Annotated in this window: 17 protein-coding genes; 12 read left to right on the top strand and 5 right to left on the bottom strand. The window is 65.5% G+C overall.

The window, feature by feature from the left end:
- A complete protein-coding gene (locus tag VF631_RS05160; protein WP_431849208.1) occupies nucleotides 1–2,178 on the top strand; it encodes a penicillin acylase family protein in 2,178 nt (725 codons plus the stop codon).
- A 16-nt stretch (nucleotides 2,179–2,194) separates the two neighbouring features.
- Here the strand turns inward: VF631_RS05160 and VF631_RS05155 are convergent, their stop codons facing one another.
- The 3 genes from VF631_RS05155 to VF631_RS05145 all read right to left on the bottom strand — a co-directional run bounded on the left by VF631_RS05155 (nucleotide 2,195) and on the right by VF631_RS05145 (nucleotide 5,906).
- On the bottom strand, nucleotides 2,195–3,382 hold the full coding sequence (locus VF631_RS05155; RefSeq protein WP_431849207.1) for an NAD(P)/FAD-dependent oxidoreductase: 1,188 nt from the start codon (nucleotides 3,380–3,382) through the stop codon (nucleotides 2,195–2,197).
- Nucleotides 3,383–3,542: 160 nt separating this feature from the next.
- Complete coding sequence (locus VF631_RS05150) at nucleotides 3,543–5,132, bottom strand: peptide chain release factor 3 (protein WP_431849206.1); 1,590 nt, start codon at nucleotides 5,130–5,132, stop codon at nucleotides 3,543–3,545.
- Between the two features lie 60 nt (nucleotides 5,133–5,192).
- Nucleotides 5,193–5,906, bottom strand: coding sequence for an EAL domain-containing protein (locus tag VF631_RS05145; RefSeq protein ID WP_431849248.1), 714 nt, complete (start codon nucleotides 5,904–5,906; stop codon nucleotides 5,193–5,195).
- Between the two features lie 242 nt (nucleotides 5,907–6,148).
- Here VF631_RS05145 and VF631_RS05140 point away from each other — a divergent pair, with 242 nt between their 5' ends.
- The 7 genes from VF631_RS05140 to VF631_RS05110 all read left to right on the top strand — a co-directional run bounded on the left by VF631_RS05140 (nucleotide 6,149) and on the right by VF631_RS05110 (nucleotide 13,383).
- A complete protein-coding gene (locus tag VF631_RS05140) occupies nucleotides 6,149–8,263 on the top strand; it encodes a malate synthase G (RefSeq protein ID WP_431849205.1) in 2,115 nt (704 codons plus the stop codon).
- Entirely contained in the window at nucleotides 8,260–9,330 is a 1,071-nt protein-coding gene (locus tag VF631_RS05135) for a phosphotransferase family protein (RefSeq protein WP_431849204.1), read from the top strand. The genes VF631_RS05140 and VF631_RS05135 overlap by 4 nt, the downstream gene beginning before the upstream one ends.
- 105 nt (nucleotides 9,331–9,435) lie before the next feature.
- Nucleotides 9,436–11,445: a CHASE2 domain-containing protein gene (locus VF631_RS05130; RefSeq protein ID WP_431849203.1), complete on the top strand. Its 2,010-nt coding sequence runs from the start codon at nucleotides 9,436–9,438 to the stop codon at nucleotides 11,443–11,445.
- A 1-nt stretch (nucleotide 11,446) separates the two neighbouring features.
- A complete protein-coding gene (locus tag VF631_RS05125) occupies nucleotides 11,447–12,175 on the top strand; it encodes a hypothetical protein (protein WP_431849202.1) in 729 nt (242 codons plus the stop codon).
- Between the two features lie 16 nt (nucleotides 12,176–12,191).
- On the top strand, nucleotides 12,192–12,911 hold the full coding sequence (locus VF631_RS05120; RefSeq protein ID WP_431849201.1) for a cyclic nucleotide-binding domain-containing protein: 720 nt from the start codon (nucleotides 12,192–12,194) through the stop codon (nucleotides 12,909–12,911).
- A gap of 100 nt (nucleotides 12,912–13,011) precedes the next feature.
- Nucleotides 13,012–13,233 (top strand): hypothetical protein, encoded by a 222-nt coding sequence (locus tag VF631_RS05115; protein WP_431849200.1) that lies wholly within the window; start codon nucleotides 13,012–13,014, stop codon nucleotides 13,231–13,233.
- 27 nt (nucleotides 13,234–13,260) lie between these two features.
- Nucleotides 13,261–13,383, top strand: a complete 123-nt coding sequence (locus VF631_RS05110; protein WP_431849199.1) for a hypothetical protein — start codon at nucleotides 13,261–13,263, stop codon at nucleotides 13,381–13,383.
- A gap of 3 nt (nucleotides 13,384–13,386) precedes the next feature.
- Here the strand turns inward: VF631_RS05110 and VF631_RS05105 are convergent, their stop codons facing one another.
- Together VF631_RS05105 and VF631_RS05100 are read right to left on the bottom strand one after the other, a co-directional pair.
- Nucleotides 13,387–14,850 (bottom strand): aldehyde dehydrogenase family protein, encoded by a 1,464-nt coding sequence (locus VF631_RS05105; RefSeq protein WP_431849198.1) that lies wholly within the window; start codon nucleotides 14,848–14,850, stop codon nucleotides 13,387–13,389.
- 16 nt (nucleotides 14,851–14,866) lie between these two features.
- Entirely contained in the window at nucleotides 14,867–16,525 is a 1,659-nt protein-coding gene (locus tag VF631_RS05100; protein WP_431849197.1) for an acetolactate synthase large subunit, read from the bottom strand.
- Between the two features lie 244 nt (nucleotides 16,526–16,769).
- Between VF631_RS05100 and VF631_RS05095 the strand changes: the two genes are divergently transcribed.
- From VF631_RS05095 to VF631_RS05080, 4 genes are read left to right on the top strand one after another with little or no spacing between them, the layout of a single operon-like run.
- Nucleotides 16,770–18,155 carry a multiheme c-type cytochrome gene (locus VF631_RS05095; RefSeq protein WP_431849196.1) on the top strand — a complete coding sequence of 462 codons (1,386 nt, stop codon included), beginning with the start codon at nucleotides 16,770–16,772 and terminating at the stop codon, nucleotides 18,153–18,155.
- Nucleotides 18,155–20,128: a heme-binding protein gene (locus tag VF631_RS05090; protein ID WP_431849195.1), complete on the top strand. Its 1,974-nt coding sequence runs from the start codon at nucleotides 18,155–18,157 to the stop codon at nucleotides 20,126–20,128. The genes VF631_RS05095 and VF631_RS05090 overlap by 1 nt, the downstream gene beginning before the upstream one ends.
- Entirely contained in the window at nucleotides 20,129–22,168 is a 2,040-nt protein-coding gene (locus VF631_RS05085; protein ID WP_431849194.1) for a hypothetical protein, read from the top strand.
- A gap of 11 nt (nucleotides 22,169–22,179) precedes the next feature.
- Nucleotides 22,180–26,421 (top strand): hypothetical protein, encoded by a 4,242-nt coding sequence (locus VF631_RS05080; protein ID WP_431849193.1) that lies wholly within the window; start codon nucleotides 22,180–22,182, stop codon nucleotides 26,419–26,421.
- Nucleotides 26,422–26,529 lie beyond the last annotated feature (108 nt).

The raw sequence follows: 26,529 nt of genomic DNA, 5'->3' as shown, positions 1-26,529 counted from the left end.
GTGCGCGCCCTCTCCTTCCTGCTGATCCCGCTGGCCCTCGCCGGCTGCGCAACCCCCCGGGCCGGAGGGGTCGAGCCCGCCGGATTGGCCGCCCAGGCCCAGCGTGTGACGATCACCCGCGACGATTGGGGCATCGCTCATATCCGGGGCCGGACCGACGCGGACGCCGTGTTCGGGATGATCTACGCCCAGGCCGAAGACGACTTCAATCGCATCGAGACCAACTACCTGGTCCAGCTCGGCCGGCTCGCCGAAGCGGAGGGAGAAAAGGCGATCTGGCAGGACCTCCGGATGCGCCTGTTCAATGACGGCGCCGACCTGCGGACGCGCTATGCTGCAAGCCCGCAGTGGCTCCAGCGGCTGATGACCGCCTGGGCGGACGGCCTCAACTACTATCTCGCGACGCACCCGGAGACCCGTCCGCGGGTGCTGACCCGGTTCGAGCCGTGGATGGCGCTGAGCTTCACCGAGGGCAGCATCGGCGCGGATTTCGAGCGGGTGTCGCTGGCCGACCTGGAAGCTTTCTACGGCAAGCCCCGCGGGCCGGTTCTGGCGCGCCAGGACCCGGTCAGACAAAAGGATCCGACCGGCTCGAACGGCATCGCCATCGCGCCTGCGATCACCACCGGCGGCAACGCCCTGCTCCTGATCAATCCGCACACCAGCTTCTTCTTCCGCTCCGAACAGCAGGTGACCAGCGAGGAAGGGCTGAACGCATACGGCGCCTCCACCTGGGGCCAGTTCTTCATCTATCAGGGGTTCAACGACCGGCTGGGCTGGATGCACACCACCAGCGGGCTCGACGCCGTGGACGAGTTTGCCGAGACCATTTTCCGCCAGGACGATCGCATCCTGTACCGCCACGGAGCCGAGTTGCGCCCGGTCGAAACGCGGACGATCGCGATCCCATATCGTTCGTCCGACGGGAGCCTCTCCACCCGCAGCTTCAAGACGTATCGCACACATCACGGGCCGGTCATCCGCTCCGAGAACGGCAAGTGGATTTCGATCGCGCTGATGCACAAGCCGGTCGAGGCGCTCAGCCAGTCCTATCTGCGGACCAAGGCGCGCTCGTTCGACCAGTTCCTGCGCGCCGCCGAGTACAAGGCCAACAGCTCCAACAACACCATCTATGCCGATGCGGATGGCAACATCGCCTACCTGCACCCGCAATTCGCTCCGGTCCGCGACGACCGCTATGATTACACGAAGCCCGTCGATGGCAGCGACCCGCGCACCGACTGGCGCGGCGTGCACGAGGTGCGCGACCTGCCCTCCTTACGCAGTCCGCCGACTGGCTGGATCCAGAATACCAACAACTGGCCCTATTCCGCCGCCGGCCCGCACAGCCCGAGGGAAAAGGCGTTCCCGCGCTACATGGACACGTTCGGCGAGAATGTCCGCGGCCTGCACGCGCTTCAACTGCTGGGGAGCAGGCGCGGCTGGACGCTGGATGGCCTCGTCACCGCCGCCTACGACAGCTTCCAGCCCGCTTTCGCGCAGCTCGTGCCAGGCCTGATCGCGGCCCATGACGCCGCGCCCCGGACCGATCCGCTCAAGCGCCGTCTCGCCGAGCCGATCGCGGCCCTGCGCGGCTGGGATCATCGCTGGGGCGTCGACTCCGTCCCGACCAGCCTCGCCGTCTTCTGGGCGGACCATCTGTTCGAGACGCTGCCCCGGGACGTGCGGAGCCGCGGCAACCAGGTGCCCGCCTACATGGCGAACGAGACATCGCCCGAGCAGAAGCTGCGCGCCTTTGCCGCCGCCGTGGAGCGGCTCGAACGTGATTTCGGCAGCTGGCGCACGCCCTGGGGCGAGATTAACCGCTTCCAGCGCTTGACGGGCGACATCGACCAGCCATTCAGCGACGCCGCGCCCAGCATCCCGGTCGGCTTCACGTCCGGCGCCTGGGGCTCCCTCGCCTCATTCGGCGCAAGCCGGCAGGACGGCAGCAGGCGCTATTATGGTCTGCGCGGCAACAGTTTCGTCGCCGCAGTCGAGTTCGGCCGGCGCATCCGCGCGCGAGCCGTGAGCGCCGGCGGCCAGAGCGGCGATCCGCGTTCGCCTCACTTCAACGACCAGGCCTTGCGCTACGCGACCGGCGATCTGCGAGAGGTTTATTTCTACCCGGACCAGCTGAGGGGACATACCAAGCGCGTGTACAAGCCCGGCCTCTGACGCTCCGTGGTACGGGTCAGATCGCCTGCCCCGCCGCCCAGCCACTCGCCCAGGCCCATTGGAAATTGTAGCCGCCGAGCCAGCCTGTCACGTCCACGCCTTCGCCGATCGCGTAGAGCCCAGGCACGCTCCTCGCCTCCATCGTCTGCGAGGACAGCTCCGCGGTAGAGATGCCGCCGGCCGTCACCTCCGCCTTGGCGAAGCCTTCGGTGCCGTTGGGGTGGAAGCGCCAGTCGGCGAGACGGCGGTTGGCAGCGTCCAGTTTGGCGTTGGGCATGTTGCCGAGTTCGCCCCACAGCCCGATCCGCTTGGCGAGCGTCTCGGCAAGGCGGCCGGGGAGCAGTTCGCCGAGCAGAGTGTGGAAGTGAACTCGCGGACGGGCGCGCTTCGCCGCCAGCGCCCAATCGGGCGCCTGGGCCGGGAGGAAGTCGATCCCGACCGGCTCGCCATGTTTCCAGTAGGAAGAGACCTTCAGGATAACCGGTCCCGAAAGGCCGCGATGCGTGAACAAGGCGGCCTCCCGGAAGCTCGCCTTGCCGGCCGTGGCGGTGACCTCGGTCGCGACCCCGGAGAGCTCGCGGAACAGCACCTCCTCGCCCCCAAGCGTCAGCGGCACCAAGGCGGGGCGTGGCTCGACCACCTTCAGCCCGAATTTGCGCGCGAGATCGTAGGCGAAGCCGGTCGCGCCCATTTTCGGAATGGAGGGCCCGCCGGTCGCGATCACCAGGGCGGGCGCTTCGGCCACCTCGTCTCCGTAGCTGACCCGATAGCGGCCGTCGGCGTGAGCGACGTCTCGGATCGGCCGTCCGAGCGAAATCCGCACCGCTCCCTTCGCGCATTCCCCCATCAGCATCGCCACGATCTGGCGCGCCGATCCGTCGCAGAAGAGCTGGCCGAGCGTCTTTTCGTGCCACGCAATGCGGTGCTTCTCGACCAGCGCCAGGAAGTCCTGCGCGGTGTAGCGTCGCAGCGCCGACTTGGGGAAGTGCGGATTGGATGAGAGGTATCGGTCCGGCGCAGCGCCCAGATTGGTGAAATTGCACCGCCCGCCGCCCGAGATCAGGATCTTCTTGCCGGGCTGATCGGCATGATCGATCACCAGCACATGCCGGCCGCGCTGCGCGGCGGTGGCGGCGCACATCAGGCCGGCGCCGCCCGCGCCGAGGATGATGGCGTCGAAACATGCGGCTCGAGCAGTCGTCATGATCTCCTACCTACACCCTCTCCCGCTTGCGGGAGAGGAGGGGCCCAAGCGAAGCTTGGGAGGTGAGGGTCTTTTTCCGCGGCTGAGGTGGTCTGATGGCCTTCGAAAGAGAAGAAGACCCTCACCCTACCCTCTCCCGCAAGCGGGAGAGGGGGAAGTCTCACGCCCGCTCCTTCGTCGCCGTGAACCGGAGCTTCGGATTGCGGCCCTCGTGGAAGTTCAGCTCCCACAGGTCCTTCGCCATGAACACGGGCGCACCGTCGCGGTCGGTCGCGGTCGCGCTGCGATGTGTCTCGACAAAGGCCTTGAGGTCAGCGGGATCGTCCGCCGCCACCCAGCGGGCCGTGTCCCAAGGCGATGGCTCGAACTTCGCGTCGACCTTGTATTCCACTTCCAACCTGGAGATCAGCACGTCGAGCTGCAGCTGGCCGACGACGCCCACGATCCAGTTCGCGCCGAGCGAAGGGTAGAAGACCTGAGTCACACCCTCCTCCGCCATGTCGTCCAGCGCCTTGCGCAGCTGCTTGGTCTTGGTCGGATCGACCAGCACGACGCGGCGCAGGATCTCCGGCGCGAAATTCGGCAAGCCGGTGAAACGGATAGCCTCGTCTTCGGTCAATGTGTCGCCGACCCTCAGGGTCCCGTGATTGGGAATGCCGATGATGTCGCCCGGAAAGGCTTCGTCCGCGAGCTCGCGGTTCTGGGCGAAGAACAGGATCGGGCTGTGCACCGCGATCGCCTTGCCGGTCGATGGCTGGAGCAGCTTCATGCCGCGCTTGAACCGCCCCGAGCAGAGCCGCATGAACGCGACGCGGTCGCGATGCTGCGGATTCATGTTCGCCTGCACCTTGAACACGAACCCCGAGACGGCCTTGTGGTCCGGATCGATCGGCCCGGAGGCGGTGGGCTGCGGCTGCGGGCTGGGTGCAATCGCCGCAAGCGCGCGGATCAGCTCGCCAACCCCGAACTCTTTCAGCGCCGAGCCGAAGAAGACAGGGGTGAGATCACCGCTCAGATAGGCGGCGGAGTCGAACTCCGGATAGGCGGCGATCGCAAGCGAGGCCTCCTCGCGCAGCTTCGCCAAACCCTCGGCGGAAACGTTGTCCGCCAGCTTTGGATCGTCGAGGCCGGAAAACTCGACGCTGTCGCCTTCGAAATGCCCGCTGTCGGTCTTTGCCGGCCGGTTCAGCCGGTTGGTCGTGAGCTCGTACACGCCCTCGAACGTGCCGCCCATGCCGACCGGCCAGCTCATCGGCGAGACGTCGAGTTGCAGCATCTCGGCGACCTCATCGAGGAGCTCGAACGGCTCCCGGCCTTCGCGGTCGACCTTGTTAACGAAGGTGATGATCGGCACATTGCGGAGCCGGCACACCTCGAAGAGCTTGCGCGTCTGCGCCTCGATGCCGCGGGCAGCGTCGATCACCATCACCGCGCTGTCGACGGCGGTCAGCGTCCGGTAGGTATCCTCCGAGAAGTCCTCGTGGCCCGGGGTGTCGAGGAGGTTGTAGGTCACGCCCTGATGCTCGAACGTCATCACCGAACTGGTGACGGAGATGCCGCGCTGCTGCTCGATTTTCATCCAGTCCGATCGCGCGCGCCGGTTAGCCCCGCGGGCCTTGACCTCGCCCGCAAGGTGGATCGCCCCGCCGAACAGCAGCAGCTTCTCCGTCAGAGTCGTCTTGCCCGCGTCCGGGTGCGAGATGATGGCAAAGGTGCGCCGGTCGGGACGGCCGGTCGGTCGGTTCAGCATGTCAGGGGTCCGATGATCTGGTCGGACCGCAGATAGCGATTTCGCCGCGGATTGCGACCCTCAGGCAACCCGCTGCACGAGCGAGCCGGCGGAGTTAATGCGGGGCAGAACCTCAAAGCCGGGCTTCGCGAACAGGTAGCCCTGGGCGTAGCGGATACCGAGTTCGCGAAGGGCGGCCAGTTCGCCTTCCGTCTCGACGCCCTCGGCCAGCAATCGAAGCCCCATGCCTTCGCACATGCCGACGATGCCGCGGACGATCATTCGGCGCGACAGGCTGGTGTCGATGCCACGGATCAGCTCCATATCGAGCTTAACCGTGTCCGGCTGGAAGCGGGCGAGCAGATTGAGCCCGGCATGGCCCGCCCCGAAATCGTCCAGCGCGGTGCCGAATCCCATCTGGCGGTAGGTGGCGATGATGTTGGCGACATGCGCCGGATCCATCATCTGCTCGTTTTCGGTGAATTCGAAAATGAGGCGATCGGCCGGGAAGTCGAGCGCGCGGGCGGTCTTGAGCGTGAGCTGGATGCAGGCGACGGGCGAGTAAACCGCGTTGGGGAGGAAATTGATCGAAAGTCGCGCGTCGGTTCGCAGGATCCCTGCCTCGGCCGCGAGCTCGATCGCGCGAACCCGGCATTGCTGGTCGAACGCGTAGCGATTTTCGTCGGTAACCTTGCACAGCATCTCGAGCGCGCCCTGCCCTTCGGGCCCGCGGATCAGCGCTTCATAGGCATAAGGTTCATGGGTCGACAGCTCGACGATCGGCTGGAAGGCCATCGAGAATTCGAAGTCCAGCGACTTACCGTCGCGGCAGCCCGTACAGCCCACTTGCGCCCCTCGTCGGAATCTCAGAGCGTGCCTGTAGGCGAACATCGTTAAGAATTCGGCTAAGCTGCTGCTAAACCAGATTAGTATTCCTGACACGCAGGCACTGAGATCGACTTCACTAAGGGCGCCTCTTGAAGGCGCTCCCCGCGCCCAATAGGCGGAACCGCAAAATCCTTAGGGGGCGACCTGACTTGGCCGAATATCAGCTGCTCTGCGGGATCGAGGTGGATAGTCGGCTTCGGCGGTTCATCGAGGACGAGGCGCTCCCGGGCACCGGCCTCGACGAGGATGTGTTCTGGCCCGGCTTCTCCGCCCTGCTCCGCGACTTGACCCCCGAGAACCGGCGGCTGCTGCGCAAGCGCGAGACGCTGCAGGCGCGGATCGACGAGCGCAATGCCGGTCTCGGCGGCCGCGCCCCGGATCCTGCCGAGGAGGAGGCGTTCCTGCGCGAGATCGGCTACCTCGTCGATCCGCCCGCCCCGTTCACGATCGGCACGACCGACGTCGATCCGGAAATCGCCCAGATCGCAGGGCCGCAGCTGGTCGTGCCCGTCAACAACGCCCGCTACGCGCTGAATGCCGCCAACGCGCGCTGGGGCAGCCTCTATGATGCGCTGTACGGCACGGACGTGCTCGGCGACCCGCCAAGCGGCGGCGGCTACGATCCCGAGCGCGGGACCCGAGTGATCGCCTGGGGTCGCGCTCTGCTCGACGAGATCGCGCCACTGACGGACGGCAGCCACGCCGACGTGACGGTTGGCCGCGTCGAGAACGATGCCTTGGTCACCGACCGGGGTACCCTGGCCAATCCGGGCCTGCTTGCAGGCTGGCGCGAAGGCGGTATTCTGCTTCGTAAGAATGGGCTGCACCTCGAAGTTCGGTTCGACCGCGAACACCCAATTGGCCGAACCGACCAAGCCGGCGTCTACGACATCGAGCTGGAAAGCGCGGTAACGGCGATCATGGACTGCGAGGATTCAGTCGCGGCGGTTGATGCGGAAGAGAAGATCGGAGTTTACCGGAACTGGCTCGGCCTGATGCGGGACGACTTGCGCGCTTCGTTTGTGAAGGGCGGCAAGCAGTTAGAGCGGATGCTAGAGCCGGACCGCACCTACACTACACCGGGCGGCGGGACGCTAACGCTCAAAGGCCGCGCGCTTCTCTTCGTGCGGAATGTCGGCCACCTTATGACAAACCCGATGATGCGGCTCGACGGCGAGGAGGTGCAGGAGGGCCTCGCCGACGCGGTGATTACCTCATTGTGCGCGCTTCATGACGTCAATGGCGCGCGCGCCAACAGCCCCGCCGGCTCGATCTACATCGTCAAGCCGAAGATGCATGGGCCCGAAGAGGCGGCCTTCGCGAACCGACTTTTGGACCGGACGGAGAACCTGCTGGGCTTACCGCGCCACACGATCAAGATCGGCGTGATGGACGAGGAGCGGCGGACCAGCGTCAACCTCGCCGCTGTGATTGCGGAAGTACGGGATCGAGTCGTGTTCATCAACACCGGCTTCCTCGACCGCACCGGCGACGAGATCCACACATCGATGCAACTTGGTCCGGTGATCCGAAAGGCGGAGATGAAGGGCGCCGCCTGGCTCAAGGCTTACGAGGACAACAATGTCGATGTCGGCCTCGACTGCGGCTTCGCCGGCCGGGCGCAGATCGGCAAAGGCATGTGGGCGATGCCGGACCGCATGGCCGAGATGCTCCAGACAAAGATCGCGCACCCCCTCGCCGGCGCCAGCACCGCCTGGGTCCCCTCCCCCACCGCAGCCACGCTCCACGCCATTCATTATCACCGGGTCGATGTCCCTGCGCGGCAGCGGCAGCTTGGGGGACGCAAGCCGCGCCTGCACGACATGCTCGCGATCCCGATCGCCACCGGACGAAACTGGTCCGCCGACGAAATCCGGGAAGAGATCGACAACAACGTCCAGGGCATCCTCGGTTATGTGGTGCGATGGATCGATCAGGGCGTGGGCTGCTCCAAGGTGCCGGACATCCACGATGTCGGCCTGATGGAGGACCGCGCGACTTGCCGCATCTCCAGCCAGCATCTCGCCAACTGGTTGCGGCACGGCGTTGTCACCCCGGATGAGGTTGGAGCCTCGCTCAGGCGGATGGCGGCGGTGGTCGATCAGCAGAATGCGGGCGATCCGCTCTATCGTCCGCTCACGTCCGACAGCGTCGCGTATCGGGCGGCTTCTGCGCTGATCTTCGAGGGCGAGCGGCAGCCGTCCGGCTACACGGAACCGGTGCTCCACGCACACCGGCTCCGGCTCAAGGAGGGCGCGCAATGAGCAGGGCTGCGCAAAACAGCGGCACGATCGCCGTCCGGGAAGCCCACCGCTTCTCCGAGGCCGGTCTCGAGCGCTGGCTTGAAGCCAACGTCCCCGGCTACGCAGGCCCGCTCGAAATCGAGCAGTTCAAGGGCGGACAATCCAACCCGACCTACAAGCTGACGACGCCGACCCGCAGCTACGTCCTGCGCCGCAAGCCCCCCGGCAAGCTCCTGCCCGGCGCCCATGCGGTCGATCGCGAGTATCGCGTCATCTCAGCGCTCCACCGGCAAGGCTTCCCGGTCGCCGAGCCGGTTGGGTTGTGCGAGGATGAAAGCGTCCTCGGAACGCCCTTCTACGTGATGGCGCTGGTGGAAGGCCGCATCTTCTGGGAAGCGCATCTCCCGGAAATCGCACGCGAAGAGCGGGCGGCCTATTTCGACGCGATGAACGCAACCATCGCGGCGCTGCACGGCATCGATCCGGATGCCGCGGGCTTGGCCGACTATGGCAAGCCCGGCAATTATTTCGAGCGGCAAATCGGGCGCTGGTCCAGGCAGTATCTGGGCGATACCGAGGCCGGCCGGGTGCCCGCAATGGATCGGCTGGCAGAGTGGCTCCCTGCCAACGTCCCGACGGACGAGCCGCGCGCCCGCATCATCCACGGCGATTATCGTTGCGACAACATGATCTTCCAATCGAGCGAGCCGCGTGTGCTGGCGGTTCTCGACTGGGAGCTGTCGACGCTCGGCCACCCGCTCGCCGACTTTTCCTACCATCTGATGATGTACCGGATGCCGGCCGGCATCACCGCCGGGCTGGCCGGGCTCGACCTGCCCGCTCTCAATATTCCGAGCGAAGCCGAATATGTCGCCGCCTACTGCGCCAGGACCGGCCGGGACGGCATCCCCGATCTCGATTTCTATATCGCGTTCAACATGTTCCGGCTGTGCGCGATCCTGCATGGGATCAAGGGCCGGGTCGCGCGCGGGACTGCCGCCTCCGCCCACGCCGAGGCCGCCGCGGCCGGGCTGGAAGTCCTGGCCGAGCTTGCCTGGAGCCAGGCGCAGCGCGCGGGCGCCAGGTGAGTGCGCCCGATCGCGGTGGACTTGGGGCCGGGAAGGTCTAGTCTCCTGTTGAGTCGAGCGGCGCTCGGCCGAAGCCGCGAAGGGTGCGCGGAGGGGGTCTGAAGGGTGAAAGTCGAACCAATCGCCGTTCCAGCCTGGCGCAAGCGCCTCCGCCGGCTGATCAAGCAGATCGGCGTCGTCCGGCTGATCGTCACCGGCCTCTTCCTGATCGTTGCTTTGTTGTTCGCCCGCTTCGGCTGGGCCATTCCGCTCAATCTCGAAGGCGAGCGCGCGCTGTACGACATGCGTGTCATCCTGACCGCGCCGAAAGTAGACCAGGATCCGCGGATCGCGCTTGTCGTGTTCACCGACGAGACGCTGAAGCGGGTGGAGAAGCGATCACCGCTCGATCGCAAGACGCTGGCCGACGCGCTGACCGCGATCGACGCGATGAACCCGAAGGCGATCGGGATCGATATCCTGATCGATCAAACGCAGCGCGAGGACCCGATCCTGATCGAAGCGTTCCGGCGGATGAAGACACCGACTTACCTCGCCTACGCCTCCAACGCGACCAACCCGGAGCAGATCGAGGTCTGGCAGGAAGAGTTTCTGACCAACTTCATCAAGCAAGCCGGCACCGGCGGCGCGGTCCGGCCGACCAGCATCCGGCTTTCCACGGACCCCGACAATGTGATCCGCCGGTGGCCCGCCCACCCGCGGGGGCTTCCCGACCTGTTCGCGACATCGCTTGCGCCGTTCCGGCCGGCGTTCAAGGACTATCAGCGCTCGATCACGTTCCGGCTGCCGAAGAGCGAGGAATATCCGGTCTTTTCGAAGCTGCCGATCGATCTGTTCGCCAGCGAGCTCGCACCCGCGATGCGTTCCCAGATCGAGGGCCGGTACGTGCTGATCGGCGGCGATATCCAGGATCTCGATGATTACGAGACCCCCATGTACCGCGGCAATGGCCAGATGACGAAGGGCCTGGAAGTGCACGCGCACTTGCTTGCCCAGCTGCTCGACGGCCGCATGCCCGGCCAGATCTCAGGCTGGTCGCTGTGGCTCGCCGCCTTGTTCATCGTCATTGCCGGCGGGCTGACCAGCCTGCTTGAAGTGCGCGGCGGGAAGCTCGTGCTGATCCTGATCGCGCAACTGATCTTCTTCGCGGCGTTACCCTTCTATCTCCAGGCCAACAATGTCGACACGCTGGGCCTGCCGGCAGCAGGCTGGGGCGTGGGCTGGGCGATCGCCTTCGCATCCGTGCTGAGCATGGAACGGGCGGTCGGCGCCGAGCAACGGCGCTTCGCCCAGTCGGCGCTTGGCAAATATCTGCCGCGCGACATAGCCGAGCAGATCGTACGCGACCCGGACCGGCTCGAGCTTCGCGGCGAGAAGAAGCAGATCTATGCCATGTTCACGGATCTGGAGGGCTTCACCAAACTCAGCCACGCAATCACTCCCGAGCAGCTGTCCAACCTGCTCAACACCTATCTCGACGTGCTGAGCGAGACCGTGCTCAAGCACGGCGGCACCATCGACAAATTCGTCGGCGACGCGGTGGTCGCTTTCTGGGGCGCTCCCATCGCTCGCCAGGACGATGCCGAACGGGCGGTGAGGGCGGCCGTCGCCATGTACGAGGCCGGGGAGGAGTTCCGGCGTCGCGCTCCCGCCGACATGCCCGCGATCGGCTGCACCCGCGTCGGCCTGCATCGCGGCGAGGCTGTGGTCGGCAATTTCGGCGGGGAGGGCCGCATCCAATATACCGCGCTCGGCGACGGCATGAACACTGCGGCGCGACTCGAATCGGCGAACAAGTCGCTCAAGACGACGGTTCTCGTCAGCACGGAGGCCAAGGCCGAATCAACGCTGGACATATTCCGCCCGATGGGGCGCATCGTGCTGAGCGGTCGCGCGACGCCTGTCGAAGTTTGGGAGCCGGTCCCGCAAATGGACGCGGAACTGCGCCTTGAACTGGTAAAGCTCTGGGAAAGGTTCGATAGCGGAGAGGCAAGTGCGATCACGGAACTGGCCGAGCTTGCGACTCGCCACAAGGAGGATGCCGCTCTCGCCAATTTCGTGTATCGCATTCGGGAGGCAGGTCCGGGAGGACACTTTGTTTTGGGGTCAAAGTAGAATGAGCATTCGCTATCTTACAGCCGCAGTCGCGCTGGGCCTTGCGACAGCATCATCGGCCGCAGTGCTGGTGGTCCGCTCCTCCGGACCGTCGGCGCGAAGCTTCCCGCCCGGCAAGTCCCTGGACGACAATGGCAAGATCGCGCTCAAGGCCAACGACACGCTCGTCGTCCTGGACGCGCGCGGCACCCGAACCCTGAAAGGGCCCGGCACTTTCACCCCTGGCGGACCGGCCAAGGCTGCCGGCGCCATGTCATCGCTGGGAGCGGTGACCGGCGCGAATAGAGGCCGAGCCCGGGTCGGGGCGGTACGCAGCGTGGGGCTCGGTTCTGCAAGGCCGAGCATCTGGCACATCGACGTTTCGAAGACCTCCAACATGTGCGTGGCCAGTCCAGCTGGCTTGAGCATGTGGAGGCCGGATGCGTCCAAGGCTGCGGTGATGACGCTGTCGGGCGAGCAGCCCGGAACGAGTCGGCAGCTGAAATGGGCCGCGGGCCAGCGCACCCAGAGCTGGCCGACCGACCTGCCGATCAGCAACGGCGCCGGTTATCGGTTGAGCTGGGAGGGCTCGGCTGTGCCGACCCGGATCCAGTTTCGCACGCTGGCGACCCGGCCATCCGCACTCGAGGACACGGCTTCCAAGCTGATCCAGAACGGCTGCACGGCGCAGCTCGACCTGCTGATCGAAACCGCCAGACTACCAGAAGCCGGGGCGACGCCGACCGGCTGACCGGGTCGGACTGGCCATGGAAGACATCGCCGCCGCTCTGTCCCCTGCAGGACTGCTCGGCCAGCTGCCTTTCCTGTTGCTGATCGCGGCAATATTGTCGGCCCGGGTGGACCGCACGCGGCGGCTGGTCGCGACGGCTGCGGCGGTCGGCCTGATCCACGCCCTCGCCGTGCAGGGCAGCCCGGTCGCGGCGCTCTGGTGGGGCTTGCTGTTGGGGGCGGCGTTGCTCGTGATTGGGCGCGGCGTCGTTGCGGACACCCGCAGCCGCTTCAGCGAGGAGGAAGAGGGAATGCTGCGTGGGGCGCTGTCCAGCCTTCCCCGCAGCCGCGCCAGGCACTTGCTCGACCAGGGCTTCTGGCTGAACGGAAGCGAGGGCGACGTATTGGTTCGGGAGGACGAGCCCGTTTCCCACCTCTACTATCTTGCCCAGGGGCAGGCGCAGGTGATGAGCCATGGTCGCCGCATCGCCACCTGCGGCGCGGGCGAGTTGATTGGAGAAGTGGCGATTCTGTCCGGAGATCAGGCGACCGCTACGGTGGTGCTCGACAGCCCCGCCCGATTCTGGTGTGCGCCGGCGGCGGTGCTGCAGCCTTATCTTCTCACTCATGAGGATGTCCGGCACGCGCTTGAACAGGGCTTCGCCGTGTCGATCAAGAACAAGCTCAGGCAGAGCAACGAGCGCATCGCCGGAGCCGGCGGAGCCGTGACCGAGCCGGCCGGCGTTAACCAAGTGTGACCTGGACAACGCACTGACGGCCGAAGTCGCCGCTGGCTGGCACAGATCAGGAACGCTGCCCGATCCTATCGCGTTTTGAGCGCGATAGGAGAATCGGCCGATGTTTCAGAACGCCTATGCCTTGTTCTTCCTTGCCGCTCTTGCCGGTTCTGCCGTCGCGCTGTGGGCGTTGCTTCGTGCCCATGGAAGGGAAGTGATCGCCGTCCTTCGCGGGCAGACGCCGCACTTGCCTCACACCCCTGCCCGCCCCCGCCGCGCCCGAATCCGCTCTGGACGCCGTCTGGCGTTCGCGCCGGTCACCTTCAGCATCTGCCGCATCTAGCCTGGGATCGGGGGGCACGAGCTCTGTATGGGCTGGCGACCGGACAATAGTCTCGGTACCTGGACAATCCTGCTCGTCCTGTTCGGGCTCGTCCTTCTGATCCTGCTGTTCCTGGTCGGCTTCCTGTCGCTCTTCGCGATCAGGCGCTGACCATCACTCCCCCATGTAGCGCAGCGCCGCTCCCGCGCCCCGGCGGATGACGAGGTTACGGATCTCGGTCATGTCCTCCATCGCGAAGCGGACGCCTTCGCGACCAAGTCCCGAATCCTTGACGCCGCCATAGGGCATATTGTCGACGCGGTAGGAGGGCACGTCGTTGATGACCACGCCGCCGACGTCGAGGTGATCCCAGGCGTCGAACATCTTGAACAGATCGCGCGTGAAGACGCCGGCCTGCAGGCCGAACTTGGAATCGTTCACCTCGGCCAGGGCGTCGGCAAAGCGGGTGAACTTCGAGAGGACCGCAACCGGGCCGAAGGCTTCCTCCACCACCACGGTGGCGGAGCGGTCGACGTTCTCGAGCAAGGTCGCTTCCAGCATCGCACCGTCGCGCTTGCCGCCGCAGAGCAGGGTCGCTCCGCCCTGGACGGCTTCCTGTATCCAGCCGTCGAGGCGCTTGGCCTCCTTGAGGTCGATCATCGGGCCGACGAAGGTATCGCGGTCATGCGGATTGCCGGCGATGAGCTTGCCGGCGCGGGCAACCAGGCGATCGCGCAATTCGTCATAGATGTCGGCGTGGATGATGATGCGCTGGACGCCGATGCAGGACTGGCCGGACTGGTAGAAGGCGCCGAAGATGATCCGCTCGACCGCGTCGTCGAGATCGGCGTCCGCATCGACGATCACCGCGGCATTGCCGCCGAGCTCCAGCACCACCTTTTTCTTGCCGGCCTTGGCCTTCAGGTCCCAGCCGACGCCGGGGGAGCCGGTGAAGGAGAGCAGCTTGAGGCGATCGTCCTCGGTGAACAGGTCGGCGCCGTCGCGGCTCGCCGGCAGGATCGAGAAGGCTCCCTTCGGCAGGTCGGTCTCGGCGAGGACTTCGCCCATGATAAGCGCGCCGAGCGGCGTGCGGCTCGCCGGCTTCATCACGAACGGACAGCCGACCGCGATCGCTGGCGCGACCTTGTGCGCGGCAAGGTTGAGCGGGAAGTTGAATGGCGAGATGAAGCTGCACGGCCCAATCGGCACGCGCTTCCAGATGCCCACATAGCCCTTGGCGCGCTTTGAAATGTCGAGCGGCTGGACCTCGCCCGTCATGCGCACGGATTCCTCCGCCGCGATTCGGAAGGTATCGATCAGGCGAGAGACCTCCCCTTCCGCGTCGTTGATCGGCTTGCCCGCCTCGACACAAAGCGCATAGGCGAGCTCGTCGAAGCGCTCGGTAAACCGGTCCACGCAATGCTGCAGCACCGCCTGCCGCTCATAGCTCGCCATTCGCGCCATCGGCTCGGCCGCTTCCACCGTCGCGGCGATACCGGCATCGATCGTCTTCGCGTCCGCCAATGCGCAGCGGAACGCGACCTCGCCCGTATACTTGTCGGTGACTTCGAGATCGGTGTTCGGCTGCTGCGCCTCGTTGGCGAGGTAGAGCGGGTAGACGTCCTTGAGCTTCGTCATCGTCTTATCCCCCGCCTCAGCCCATGTGCGACAGTTTGGCGCTGAGCTCCTTGATTTCCTTGTTCAGGATGCGGTCGTTGTCGGCATAATCGACCGGACAGTCGATCAGGTGCACGCCCTCGCTGTTCAGGCACTGGTTCAGCAGGTCCGGCAGCATCTCCGCGCTGGTCACGCGGTGGCCGTAGGCGCCGTAGCTTTCGGCATATTTCACGAAGTCGGGATTGCCATAGGTCAGGCCCCAATCCTTGAAACCCATATTCGCCTGCTTCCAGCGGATCATGCCGTAGCTGTTGTCGTTCAGGATCAGCACGGTGATGTTGAGCTTGAGGCGGACGGCCGTCTCCATCTCCTGGCTGTTCATCATGAAGCCGCCGTCGCCGCAGATCGCCATCACCTTGCGGTCGGGATAGACCATTGCGGAGGCCATCGCGGAAGGCAGGCCCGCGCCCATCGTGGCAAGCGCATTGTCGAGGAGCACGGTGTTGGGCTGGCGCGCGTTGTAGTTGCGGGCGAACCAGATCTTGTACACGCCATTATCCAGGCAGATGATGCCGTCGGCCGGCATCGCTTGGCGGACTTGCTTGACGAGGCAGGCGGGGAAGATCGGGAAACGCATGTCGTCGCACATCGAATCGGTGTGCTCGATCTCCGCCTTGCGTGCTGAAAGCATGCGATCGAATTTCCAGCTGCCGGACGGGACGATGTCCTGCTTGATCTGCCAGATGGCGTTGGCGATGTCGCCGATCACCTCGATCTGCGGGAAATAGACCGGGTCCACTTCGGCCGTCTTGGTCGAGACGTGGATCACCTGGGTGCCGCCCTGCTTCATGAAGAAGGGCGGCTTTTCGATCACGTCGTGGCCGACATTGATGATGAGGTCGGACGCCTCGATCGCGCGGTGGACGAAGTCGCCCGCCGACAGCGCCGCACAGCCAAGGAACAGCGGATGCGTTTCGTCGAGCACGCCCTTGCCGAGCTGGGTGGTGAGAAACGGAATGCCGGTCTTCTCGACAAGCTGGAGCAGCATGCGGCTCGTCATCTTGCGGTTGGCGCCCGCGCCCAGCACCAGGATCGGCGCCCGCGCTTGCTCGATCCGCTTGACGGCGGCGCGGATGCCCTTCTCGTCCGCGTTCGGGCGGCGGTGGACACTGGGCTTGAGCGGCACCGCGTCCGTCTCCTCGTCGGCGATGTCCTCGGGAAACTCGATGTGAGTCGCGCCGGGCTTCTCCTCTTCGGCCAGACGGATCGCCTCACGGATCCGGCTCGGGATGTTGTCGGATGAGGCGAGCTGGTGCGTGAACTTGGTGATCGGCCGCATCATGTCGACTACGTCCAGGATCTGAAACCGGCCCTGCTTGGACTTCTTGATCGGCTTTTGGCCGGTCACCATCAGGATCGGCATTCCGCCCAGGAAGGCATAAGCGGCAGCGGTCACGAAGTTGGTCGCGCCCGGCCCCAAGGTGGCCATGCAGACGCCGGTCTTTCCCGTGTGTCTTCCGTAAGTTGCGGCCATGAAGCCGGCGCCCTGCTCGTGCCGGGTCAGGATCAGCTTGATCTTGGTGGAGCGCGATAAGCTGTCCAGCATGTCCAGGTTTTCTTCACCGGGCACGCCGAAGATATATTCGACCCCCTCTTCTTCCAGGCACTGGATGAACAGGTCCGAGGCTTTGGTCATGTCGCCGGTCTCCGCTGTTATGGTTCACTCTACGCCAGGCTTGAAGCACAGCGGGCGAGCGGAGACTCGTGTTTGGATTTCCCCATTCCCCCTGCCCCATCCTCTATCGGGCTTTGTCTGGGCTGTCACCCTGACTGATCGCCTGTTCAGGTTGTGCTTGAAAGGCGTCCTCAACTTGAACATAGTCCGGCTCGGGTAAGCAGCCGGCTCGGAGTCTCACGAGCCGGCGATGGGGGGTTTCGAGATGGGGCGCAGCCGGAATCTGGCGATTGTAGCCGCGAGCACATGCCTGTTGCTCGCGCTGCTGGTTGTGCTCGTGTTCCGGCCTGAAGGCGCGCAGGCGACCGCGCAGGCCCAAAGTAGCGGCGTCCACGTCGGCGTCGCCTCATGCTCAGGATCCACCTGCCACGGCCGCAGCGAGCCGACCGGCAAGGTCGTTCGCCAGGACGAACTCATGATCTGGCAGGACGAATCATCGCCGGCCGGCGCGCACAGCCGCGCCTGGCGTGTGCTGCAATCGCAGCGCAGCCAGGCGATCGCCCGGCGTCTAGGCAAGGCATCGGCCACGACCGAGCCGATGTGCCTGGGCTGCCACGCCACGCCGGCTGCGGCCAATGCTCGCGGCGGACGCTTCCAGACCTCCGACGGCGTCGGCTGCGAGAGCTGCCATGGTCCGGCTTCAGGCTGGCTCTCCTCGCATTATGCAGTCGGAGCCAGCCACGCGCAGAATGTGGCGCGGGGCCTCGTGCCGCTCGAGAATCCGCGCGCCCGGGCGGACAAGTGCCTCGATTGCCACTTCGGCAGCGCCCAGGACGGGCAGTTCGTCACGCACCGGATCATGGCGGCCGGCCATCCGCGCATCGCCTTCGAGCTCGACCTGTTCACGACGCTTCAGCAGCACCACAATGAAGATGCCGATTACGCGCAGCGCAAGGGCCGCTCGAACGGCATCCAGCAATGGGCGGTGGGCCAGGCGCTCGCCCTCGAGCGGTCACTCGCGCTTTATTCCAATCCGCAGCGCGGCACCGAAGGCGTGTTCCCCGAATTCTACTTCTTCGATTGCCACACTTGCCACCGTCGGATTTCGGATAATCCGAATTTCGAGCCGACCGCGCTCGACAATCCGGCCCGTCCGATCCCGGAAGGCATGCCCGCCTACAATGACGAGAACATGATCATGCTGGCGGCGGCGGCGCGCGTGGCCGCTCCCGGCGTTGCGCAACGATTGGAGCGCGACAGCAGGGCGTTCCATCAGGCGATCGCCAAGGACCGGCCTTCCGCAGTGGCCGCGGCCGGCCGTCTGCGTGAAACGGCACGAGCGCTCGGCACCGCTTTCTCCACTGCGCCGATGGGGCGGCAACAGGCGTTCGCAATCATCGACGCGATCACCAGCAACGCGATTTCCGAGCGTTACACGGATTATGCCGGCAGCGTGCAAGCCGTGATGGCGACGGATACGCTGCTCTCCGCGCTGGTCAATTCGGGCCAGGTCAACGCGCAGGCGGTGAACGCCATCCGCGCCGACATCAACAGCGCCTACCGCGCCGTGCGCGATCCGAACGATTACCAGCCGCGCGACTTCCGGGCGAGCCTCGGGCGCGCGGCAGGCGCCATCAGAAGGCTGAAATAATGCGTGCCACCAGTTTGATCACCATTGCAGCCATGCTGCTCGCCTCGTGCGGCGGCGGCGGCGGCGGTGGCAGCCCCTCGCCGACGCCCCCGCCCACCTCGACGCCCGGCCCTTCGCCTACACCCACTCCGAGCGGCGTCTTTGCCGTTCCGGCGCAGGAGGCGCTGACCGCGGCCGAGGTGCAGCGGATCATCGCGCAGGCAGCGGCCGAGGCAACCGCGCAAAACTCGCCCGCCTCGATCGCAGTGGTCGACCGGGTCGGCAATGTACTTGCCTTTTACGTGATGAACGGGGCGAACCTGCGTCTCAAGGTGCCCGATGTGCCGGGCCCGGAGTTCGACCTGCAGGGCGCCGACCTCCCCGCTCCGGCCGCGGCCGCCGGCGCGATCGCCAAGGCGATTACAGGGGCCTATCTGTCCTCGGCAGGCAACGCATTCTCGACGCGCACCGCCAGCATGATCGTGCAGGAGCATTTCCCGCCGTCCCGTGTCGCAGTCGGACTTGAAAGCGGGCCCTTGTTCGGGGTGCAGTTCAGTCAGTTGCCCTGCTCCGATCTCAACTCACGCTTCAATGGCAATCAGGGGGCGGCGGCCTTCATCGGCCCGAAACGCTCGCCTCTGGGCCTGGCCGCAGACTCCGGCGGGCTCCCGCTCTATAAAAACGGCGTGGTGGTAGGCGGGATCGGCATCATGGCCGACGGCGTGTACGGCTTCGACCGCGAAATCCAGGACATAGACAAGGAAGCGGAGGAGATCATCGCCCTGGCCGGGGCTCAGGGCTTCGCCGCCCCCGACGAGGTTCGCGCCGAGCGGATCACGGTCGACGGCACGCAATTGCGCTTCTCGGACGCAACGCCAGCCGACTTCAGGAGCAATCCCGGTTCCCCTCCGGCCTTTGGCAGCCTGCCGGGCCAGCTGGTCTCCGTGCCGGCCTACTTCAACGCTGCGGGCGGAGTCGTCCCGGGCACGCCCTATGGGGCCGAAGCCTCAGGATATCGCCGCTCTACCCCCGCCGAATTCTCCAACGTCGACGCGTTCGTGCTGACCAACGGCTCCGGACAGAACCGCTTTCCGATTCGCGGAGCGACCGACGCCGGCACGGTATCGCAACCGCTGACCGAGGCGGAAGTGCGGGCCTTGCTCGAAGAAGCGTTCAAGATCCTGAGCGCGGCGCGCGCCCAGATCCGCCGTCCGCTCGACAGCCGCATGCAGGCCACGATTTCGGTGGTGGACACGAACGGTGCGGTGCTCGGCATCATCCGGTCGCCCGATGCGCCGATCTTCGGCACGGACGTGTCGCTGCAGAAGGCCCGCACGGCCAGTTTCTTCTCCAGCGCGCGAGCAGGCACTCTGATCGAGGCGAACCCCAGTGCGGACGTGCGCATGTTCGCAGGCGCTCTGCGCAGTCAGACCGGCGATCCGCAGGTACTCTCAGGCAAGTTCGCGATCACGAACCGCGCCGTCGGCAACATCTCCCGGCCCTACTTCCCGGACGGTGAAGTCGGGCGTCCGCCCGGCGCGCTGTCGCGGCCTATCCAGAGCTTCAACCCGTTCTCGACGGGGCTGCAATCGGCGCTGGTGCTCAACAACATCCTCGCCCATGTCGGCGCCCTGCTGTCCGGCGGGCCGGACACTCCGGCGCGCTGCACCCAGACGCCCGATGTGGCGCCGGGCCAGAACCCGCTCCAGAACGGCATCCAGATTTTCCCGGGCGGCGAGCCGATCTACCGCGGCGGACAGCTGGTAGGTGGGATCGGGGTATCGGGGGACGGTATCGACCAGGACGACATGGTCGGCTTCCTGGGCCTGCATAATGCAAGCATGCGCGTTGGCATCGGCAATGCCGATCCGGCGATCCGGTCCGATCGCATCGAAGTGCCCGTCGGCGACGGGCGGGTGCGCCTGCGTTACGTGGGTTGTCCGTTCGCGCCGTTTATCGGCTCGAGCGAGCAGAATGTCTGCCAGGGGAAGTAGATGAAGGTCGGGGGGCCGCTCGTCGCATTGCTCGCTTCGGTCAGCGCCCCAGCGCTGGGAGCGACGCTCGAATTAGGTCCGGGCTCCGCAATCGGAGCGAGCCTCGGGGCGGTCGTCTCCAGCGAGACGGCCGAAGATCCCTCGGCGCTGGCGATCACCGCCCAAGGCGCTGCGCAACCATCGCTGCCGCAACCCGCTCCAGGCGACCAGGCGCCGCCCGCAACACAGCCCGAGTCGCAGGCCGATGTCGGCCGCAACGCCGAGGATCCCATGATCGAGGGCCGGCGCCGCCCGGGTGTCGAGCAGCGCGATCTTCCCGATCGGGTGACGCAGGACAATCCCGGCGCGGTGCGCGCGCCCCCGCCGGAGGCTTTCCCGACCGATCAGATCCCGGTCCCCGACCGCTGGCGCCTGATCGAGACGCTCGGCATCGTTCGCGAGCGCTGGTACGACCCGTACAACCAGAACACGTACAAGGGCGACCGGCCGATCTGCATTCGCAGCCCGGATCTGGACGCCAAGCGCGCAGCCGAGGGCCGGCCGCCCTGCCGCACGCCGACCTGGCTCAACCTCAAGACGGACGAGTGGTTCCTGCCGATCAGCGTCATCTCCGATACGGTGATCGAGCCTCGCACCTTCCCGATCCCGGTGGGGGTGCAAACTACGAACCAGCCCGATCGCAACGACGTCTTCGGGAAGAATGACAGCCTGGTGGTGGCGCAGACATTCATCTTGAGCGCCTCGCTGCTGAAGGGCTCAACCGCTTACAAGCCGCCGGACATCGAGTATCGGATCGCACTCGCCTTCCAGGCCAATTACGTCGATCTGTCCGAAAAGCGCGTGCTGTTCGTGGAGCCGTCGAAAGGCACGGACCGACTCGACAGCTGGATCGGCTTACAGGAACTGTTCGTCGACTATCACCTGCGCAACGTCTCCGACCGGTTCGATTTCGACTCGGTCCGGGTTGGGATCCAGCCCTTCCAGTTCGATTTTCGCGGCTTCCTGTTCCAGGATCAGCAGCTTGGGCTGCGGCTGTTCGGCAATCGCGACAACAACCGCTTCCAGTACAATCTCGCGGCGGTCTGGCAGCTCGAGAAGGACACCAATTCGGGGCTGAACGACGTCACCGAAATGCCGCGGCAGAGCTACGTCTTCCACGGCAACGTCTACCGTCAGGACTTCCCGATGGTTGGGCTGACCTCGATGGCGAGCATCACCTACAACATGAACCGCGAGCGCGGCGACATCGAGGTCGACGACAACGGCTTCCCCGTCCGCCCGGCGCTGATCGGCAACCTGCGCGCGCGCAATTACGACGTTGTTTATCTCGGCTACGGCGTCGACGGCCGGATCGGGCGCTTGAACGTCAGCGCGCAGGCCTATGGCGCGTTCGGCGAAGATCGGCGCAACATTTTCACCGGCAAGAATGCGGACATCCGTTCCTGGTTCTTCGCGGTCGAGCCCAGTTACGACGTTGACTGGGTGCGCGTTCGCGGCGCGTTCCTGTTCGCCAGCGGCGACGGCAAGCCGTTCAACAACGTTCAGAGCGGCTTCGACTCGATCTTCGAGAACCCGATCTTCGCGGGGGCCGACACCAGCTACTGGATCCGGCAGACGATCCCATTCGCAGGCGGCGGCCGAGCCGTATCGATCAACGGCCGTAATGGCATTCTGAATTCGCTGCGATCATCGAAAGAAGAGGGCCAGTCAAACTTCGTCAATCCCGGCACGGTGCTGGTCGGCGTCGGCGCGGATTTCGACATCAGCCCGCAATTCCGAATATCGACCAACTTGAACCATCTCTGGTTCCACAAGACCCAAGTCTTGGAAACATTGCGCACCGAAGGCACCATTCCGAGCGCGATTGGGTTCGATCTTTCGGCTGCGGCGATCTGGCGTCCCAAGTTTACGCAGAATCTGGTCTTCCGGCTGTCGGGCGCCGTTCTGGAGAAAGGTGCGGGATTCAAGAATTTGTTCGACAATTTCGATGGCGATAAGCGCTATGTTTCCGTTCTCTTAAACGCTATCCTGACCTACTGAGGGGTTGGGGAATGCTCACGGGTCGAATCACCAAGCGGGTCCTTGCTGGGGCGGCGTTGGCCGTGTCCGCGCTGTTTGGCGCAGGGCATCTGATCGCGGCGGAAACCGAGAAGCCGATCGAGCGCGACTACAGCCTCGTCCGCGCGGCCGCGGCTCCGCGTACGCAGGATTGGGACCAGGCCGACGCAAAGAGCGCGGGCTGCGTCAGCTGCCACACGGCAAGCGATGCAAAGACCATGCACAAGTCCACCGCGGTCGTTCTGGGCTGCGCCGATTGCCACGGCGGAAATGCGTCGATCGTCGCGACCGACGTCTCGAACCACAATTCACCCGCCTACGTCGCGCTCCGCGACAAGGCCCACGTGCTGCCCAAATACCCGAAGGCCTGGCACTGGCCGTCCAGCGCCAATCCGAAACGCAGCTATACTTTGCTTAACAAGGAATCGCCGGAATACGTCAAGTTCGTCAACCCGTCGGATTACCGCGTCGCCCGCGAAGCCTGCGGCGCGTGCCATATTGAGGTGATCGAAGCGGCCGAGCGCTCGATCATGGCGACGGGCGCGATGCTGTGGGGCGGCGCCGCCTACAATAACGGCATCGCGCCGTTCAAGAATTACGTCTTCGGCGAGGCTTATACCAAGGATGGAAAGCCGGCCAAGGTGGTCAGCCCGTCAGCGAACGGCGACGGCAAGCTGACGCAGCGCGAGGAGGCCCGCGGCGCGCTCGCGGCACTCTATCCGCTGCCGACCTGGCACGTCATCCCGCCGGCGGACGTGTTCCGCGTGTTCGAGCGCGGCGGACGCACGATCGGCACACAGTTCCCGGAAATCGGCCTCCCCTCCCCGTCCGGCAATATCCAGCGGCTCGAGGAATCGGGCCGGCCCGACATTCGCCAGTCGAACCGCGGCCCGGCGACCGGCCTTCGCGTCGCGATCCCGGTGCTCAACATCCACAAGACCCGTCTCAACGATCCGTTCATGTGGTTCATGGGCACCAACGACCAGCCTGGCGACTACCGTCAGTCCGGCTGCGCGGGTTGCCACGTAGTCTACGCAAACGACCGCGAGCCGCGGCACAGCCTCACCTACGCCAAGTTCGGCCGCGACGGGCAGACGGCGACGGTGGATCCCACCATTGCGAGCAAGATGGAGCCGGCTCACGGCGGCGGGCACGGGACGAGCAACGAGGAAGGCCTGCAGCACGGCGCGCTGAAAGGCGGCGCCGGCGAAAATCGCGCGCCTGCTCCGGAAGGCCATGGCGCGCCCAAGGACTCCAATCACGGGGCAGTCAAGGAGAAGGGCCATCCGATCGAGCACGTCTTCACGCGCGCGATCACCACCGCCCAATGCATGAACTGCCACATGCACCAGCCGAATATCTTCCTGAACTCGTACCTCGGCTACACGATGTGGGACTATGAGTCCGACGCCGACCTGCTCTGGCCGGGGCCTGAAAACCGCCTGACCCCGCCCGCGGGCCAGGAGGACAAGTACAAGAAGCAGAAATTCCCGACCGCGGCCGAAGTTCATGAAGTGCTGGATCGCAACCCGGAAGGCGCGGCGCCGCGCGGGCTGTGGGCCGACGTCGATTTCGTCCGCAACGTTTACGACGTGAACGACAAGGCGCGGCACACCCAGTTCGCCGACTATCACGGCCACGGCTGGAACTTCCGCGCGATCCTGAAGCGCGACCGCGAGGGCAATCTCCTCGACGAGAACGGCAACATGGCGACCTACGGGACCGAGACGGCCAGCATCGTGTCGCCGAACGATCCCGAGAAATTCCGCAAGTCCTGCGCCGCCTACAAGGACGAGAAGCAGCGCGCGCTGTGCGAAAGCACCGCCGACCACGGCAAGGAAGGCAAGTTCGTCCCCGCGGGGCTCAACCCAGGCAAGAGCGTCCACATGATGGACATCCATGCCGAGAAGGGCCTGCAATGCGCCGACTGCCACTTTGCGCAGGACAATCACGGCAACGGCTACATCTACGGCGAAGTCGCCAACGCGATCGAGATCGGCTGCAAGGACTGCCACGGCACTGCCAAATATTATCCCAACCTGCTGACGTCCGGCCCGGCGGCGCCGCCCAAGGGCACCAACCTGGCGCTGATCCGCAATGCCGACGGACGTCGCCGCTTCGAATGGATGCAGGGTCCGGACGGTCGCCGCGTGCTGATCCAGCGCTCGATCATTGACCCGGAGCTCGAATGGGAAGTGAGCCTGGTCAAGGACAGCGTCGACCGCGATCACCCGCAGTTCAGCATGAAGGCGGCGCGCGCCAAGCTCATGTCCAAGGCGGGCGCGGAGACCGGCAAGTTCGCCTTCGGACCGGGCGTTCCGGAGGGCGACCTCGCACACAAGGAAGAGGAGATGGCCTGCTTCACCTGCCATCTCAGCTGGACGACGTCCTGCGCCGGCTGCCACCTGCCGATCGAGGCGAACTGGAAGACGGTCAGCCACAAATATGAAGGGGTCGAGACCCGCAACTTCGCGACCTACAACCCGCAGGTCGCGCGCGACGAAATGTTCCAGCTTGGTCGGCATCAGACCACGAAGGGCAACATCGTCGCGCCCGTGCGCTCGACCTCCGCGCTGATCCTGTCCTCCACCAACATCAACCGCGAGCGCATCTACGTTCAACAGCCGCCGGTGAGTTCGATCGGCTTCTCGAGCCAGGCTTTCGCGCCGCACTTCCCGCACACGGTGCGCAAGACCGAGACCAAGACCTGCACGGACTGCCACGTCTCCGACAAGAACGACAACAATGCGATCATGGCGCAGCTGCTGCTGCACGGCACGAACTTCGTGAACTTCGTCGGCCTGCATGCCTTCGTCGGAATGGAGGACGGGTTCGAGGCGGTGCGCGTGACCGAGTGGGACGAGCCGCAGGCCGTAATCGGATCCTGGCTGCACCGCTACGCTTATCCCGATTACTTCAAGGCGCATGTCGAGAAGAACGGCCGCGAACTGATCGAGTGGACCCGCGGCAAGGCCTTCGACAAGGATGCGAAGTATAGCGGCGAGACCCAGGCGCTCGAGCAGTTCGCCAATGTGACGCAGGACACGAACGGCGCGGCCCGCTGTCTGCAACTGCGCGGCGAGTATATGTTCGTGGCCGAGGGGGCCGGCGGCTTCCGGGTCTATGACGTCGCTTCGATCGGCAACAAGGGGCTATCAGAGCGCTCGCTGACCGCGCCTTTCTCGCCGCTCGGCCAGGACACGCGGGTGGAGAGCAAGAATGCCACCTGCATGGCGATCGCTACCAACCAGCCGATCAGCCCCCAGCGCAACACCGAGCAGATGCGGCAGATGAACCAGGAGCAGCCGTTCCACCCCATCTACAATTACGCGGTGATCACGGACGCCGACGAGGGCCTGATCCTGACCGACATCAACACCTTCAACGATGCCGAACCGCGCAACAACTTCCTGAAGCGCGCCAAGCTGAAGAACGGCGGCACCGCCTGGAACGAAGGCGGTGTGCTGACCGGAGCGCGGCACATCACCCTTGCCGGCCACTACGCCTATATCACCGCGGCGGCAGGGCTGGTCGTGATCGATCTCAACGACCCGCTCAGCCCGAAGCACGTTGCAACGGTTCCGCTGACCGACGCGCGCGCCAGCGCGCTCCAGTTCCGCTACCTGTTCGTGACCGACGCTGAGGGCCTCAAGGTCATCGACGTCACCAACATGGCCAAGCCGCAGCTGGTGCCTGGCGCGATGGTGCCGCTGGCGGACGCGCGGCGCATCTATCTTGCCCGCACCTATGCCTATGTGGCCGCGAAGAGCCAGGGGCTCGCGATCGTCAACATCCGCAACCCGGAAGCGCCGTCCGTCTACCAGATGGTCGATCTCGGCGGCCGCATGAACGACGTCGAGGACGTGATCGTCGGCTCCACAAACGCGGCCCTGTTCGGCTACGTCGCCGACGGGCGCAACGGGATGAAGGTGCTGCAGCTCACCTCGTTCGACAGTCAGCCGAACCTGTACGGCTTCTCGCCTGCGCCCAAGCCCGAGCTGATCGCGTGGGTGAAGACGCCCAAGGCCGCCCTCGCCCTCTCCAAGGGCCTGGACCGCGACCGCGCCGTCGACGAGACCGGCGGCCAGATGGCGATCTTCGGCCGCCTCGGCTCCCGCCCCTTCACGCGGCCTGAGATGGAGCGGTTCTTCCTCAACAGAAGCGGCTTCCCCTACAAGGTGAACGACACTGGCTCCATGAGCGAGTGGGTGGCCTCGCGGATGGCAGCGCGGTAATCGGTCGGATTCGAGCGAAAGCCGAGGGCCAAGGGCGAAAACCGGAGGCCAAGGGCACAGAGCTGGAAGCGAAGTGACCCCGGTCCGTGAGGCGTGGATAGTCTTTGC

This window comes from Allosphingosinicella sp., assembly GCF_036387615.1.
Lineage (GTDB): Bacteria > Pseudomonadota > Alphaproteobacteria > Sphingomonadales > Sphingomonadaceae > Allosphingosinicella.
This window is presented reverse-complemented; position numbering and strand designations above follow the sequence as displayed.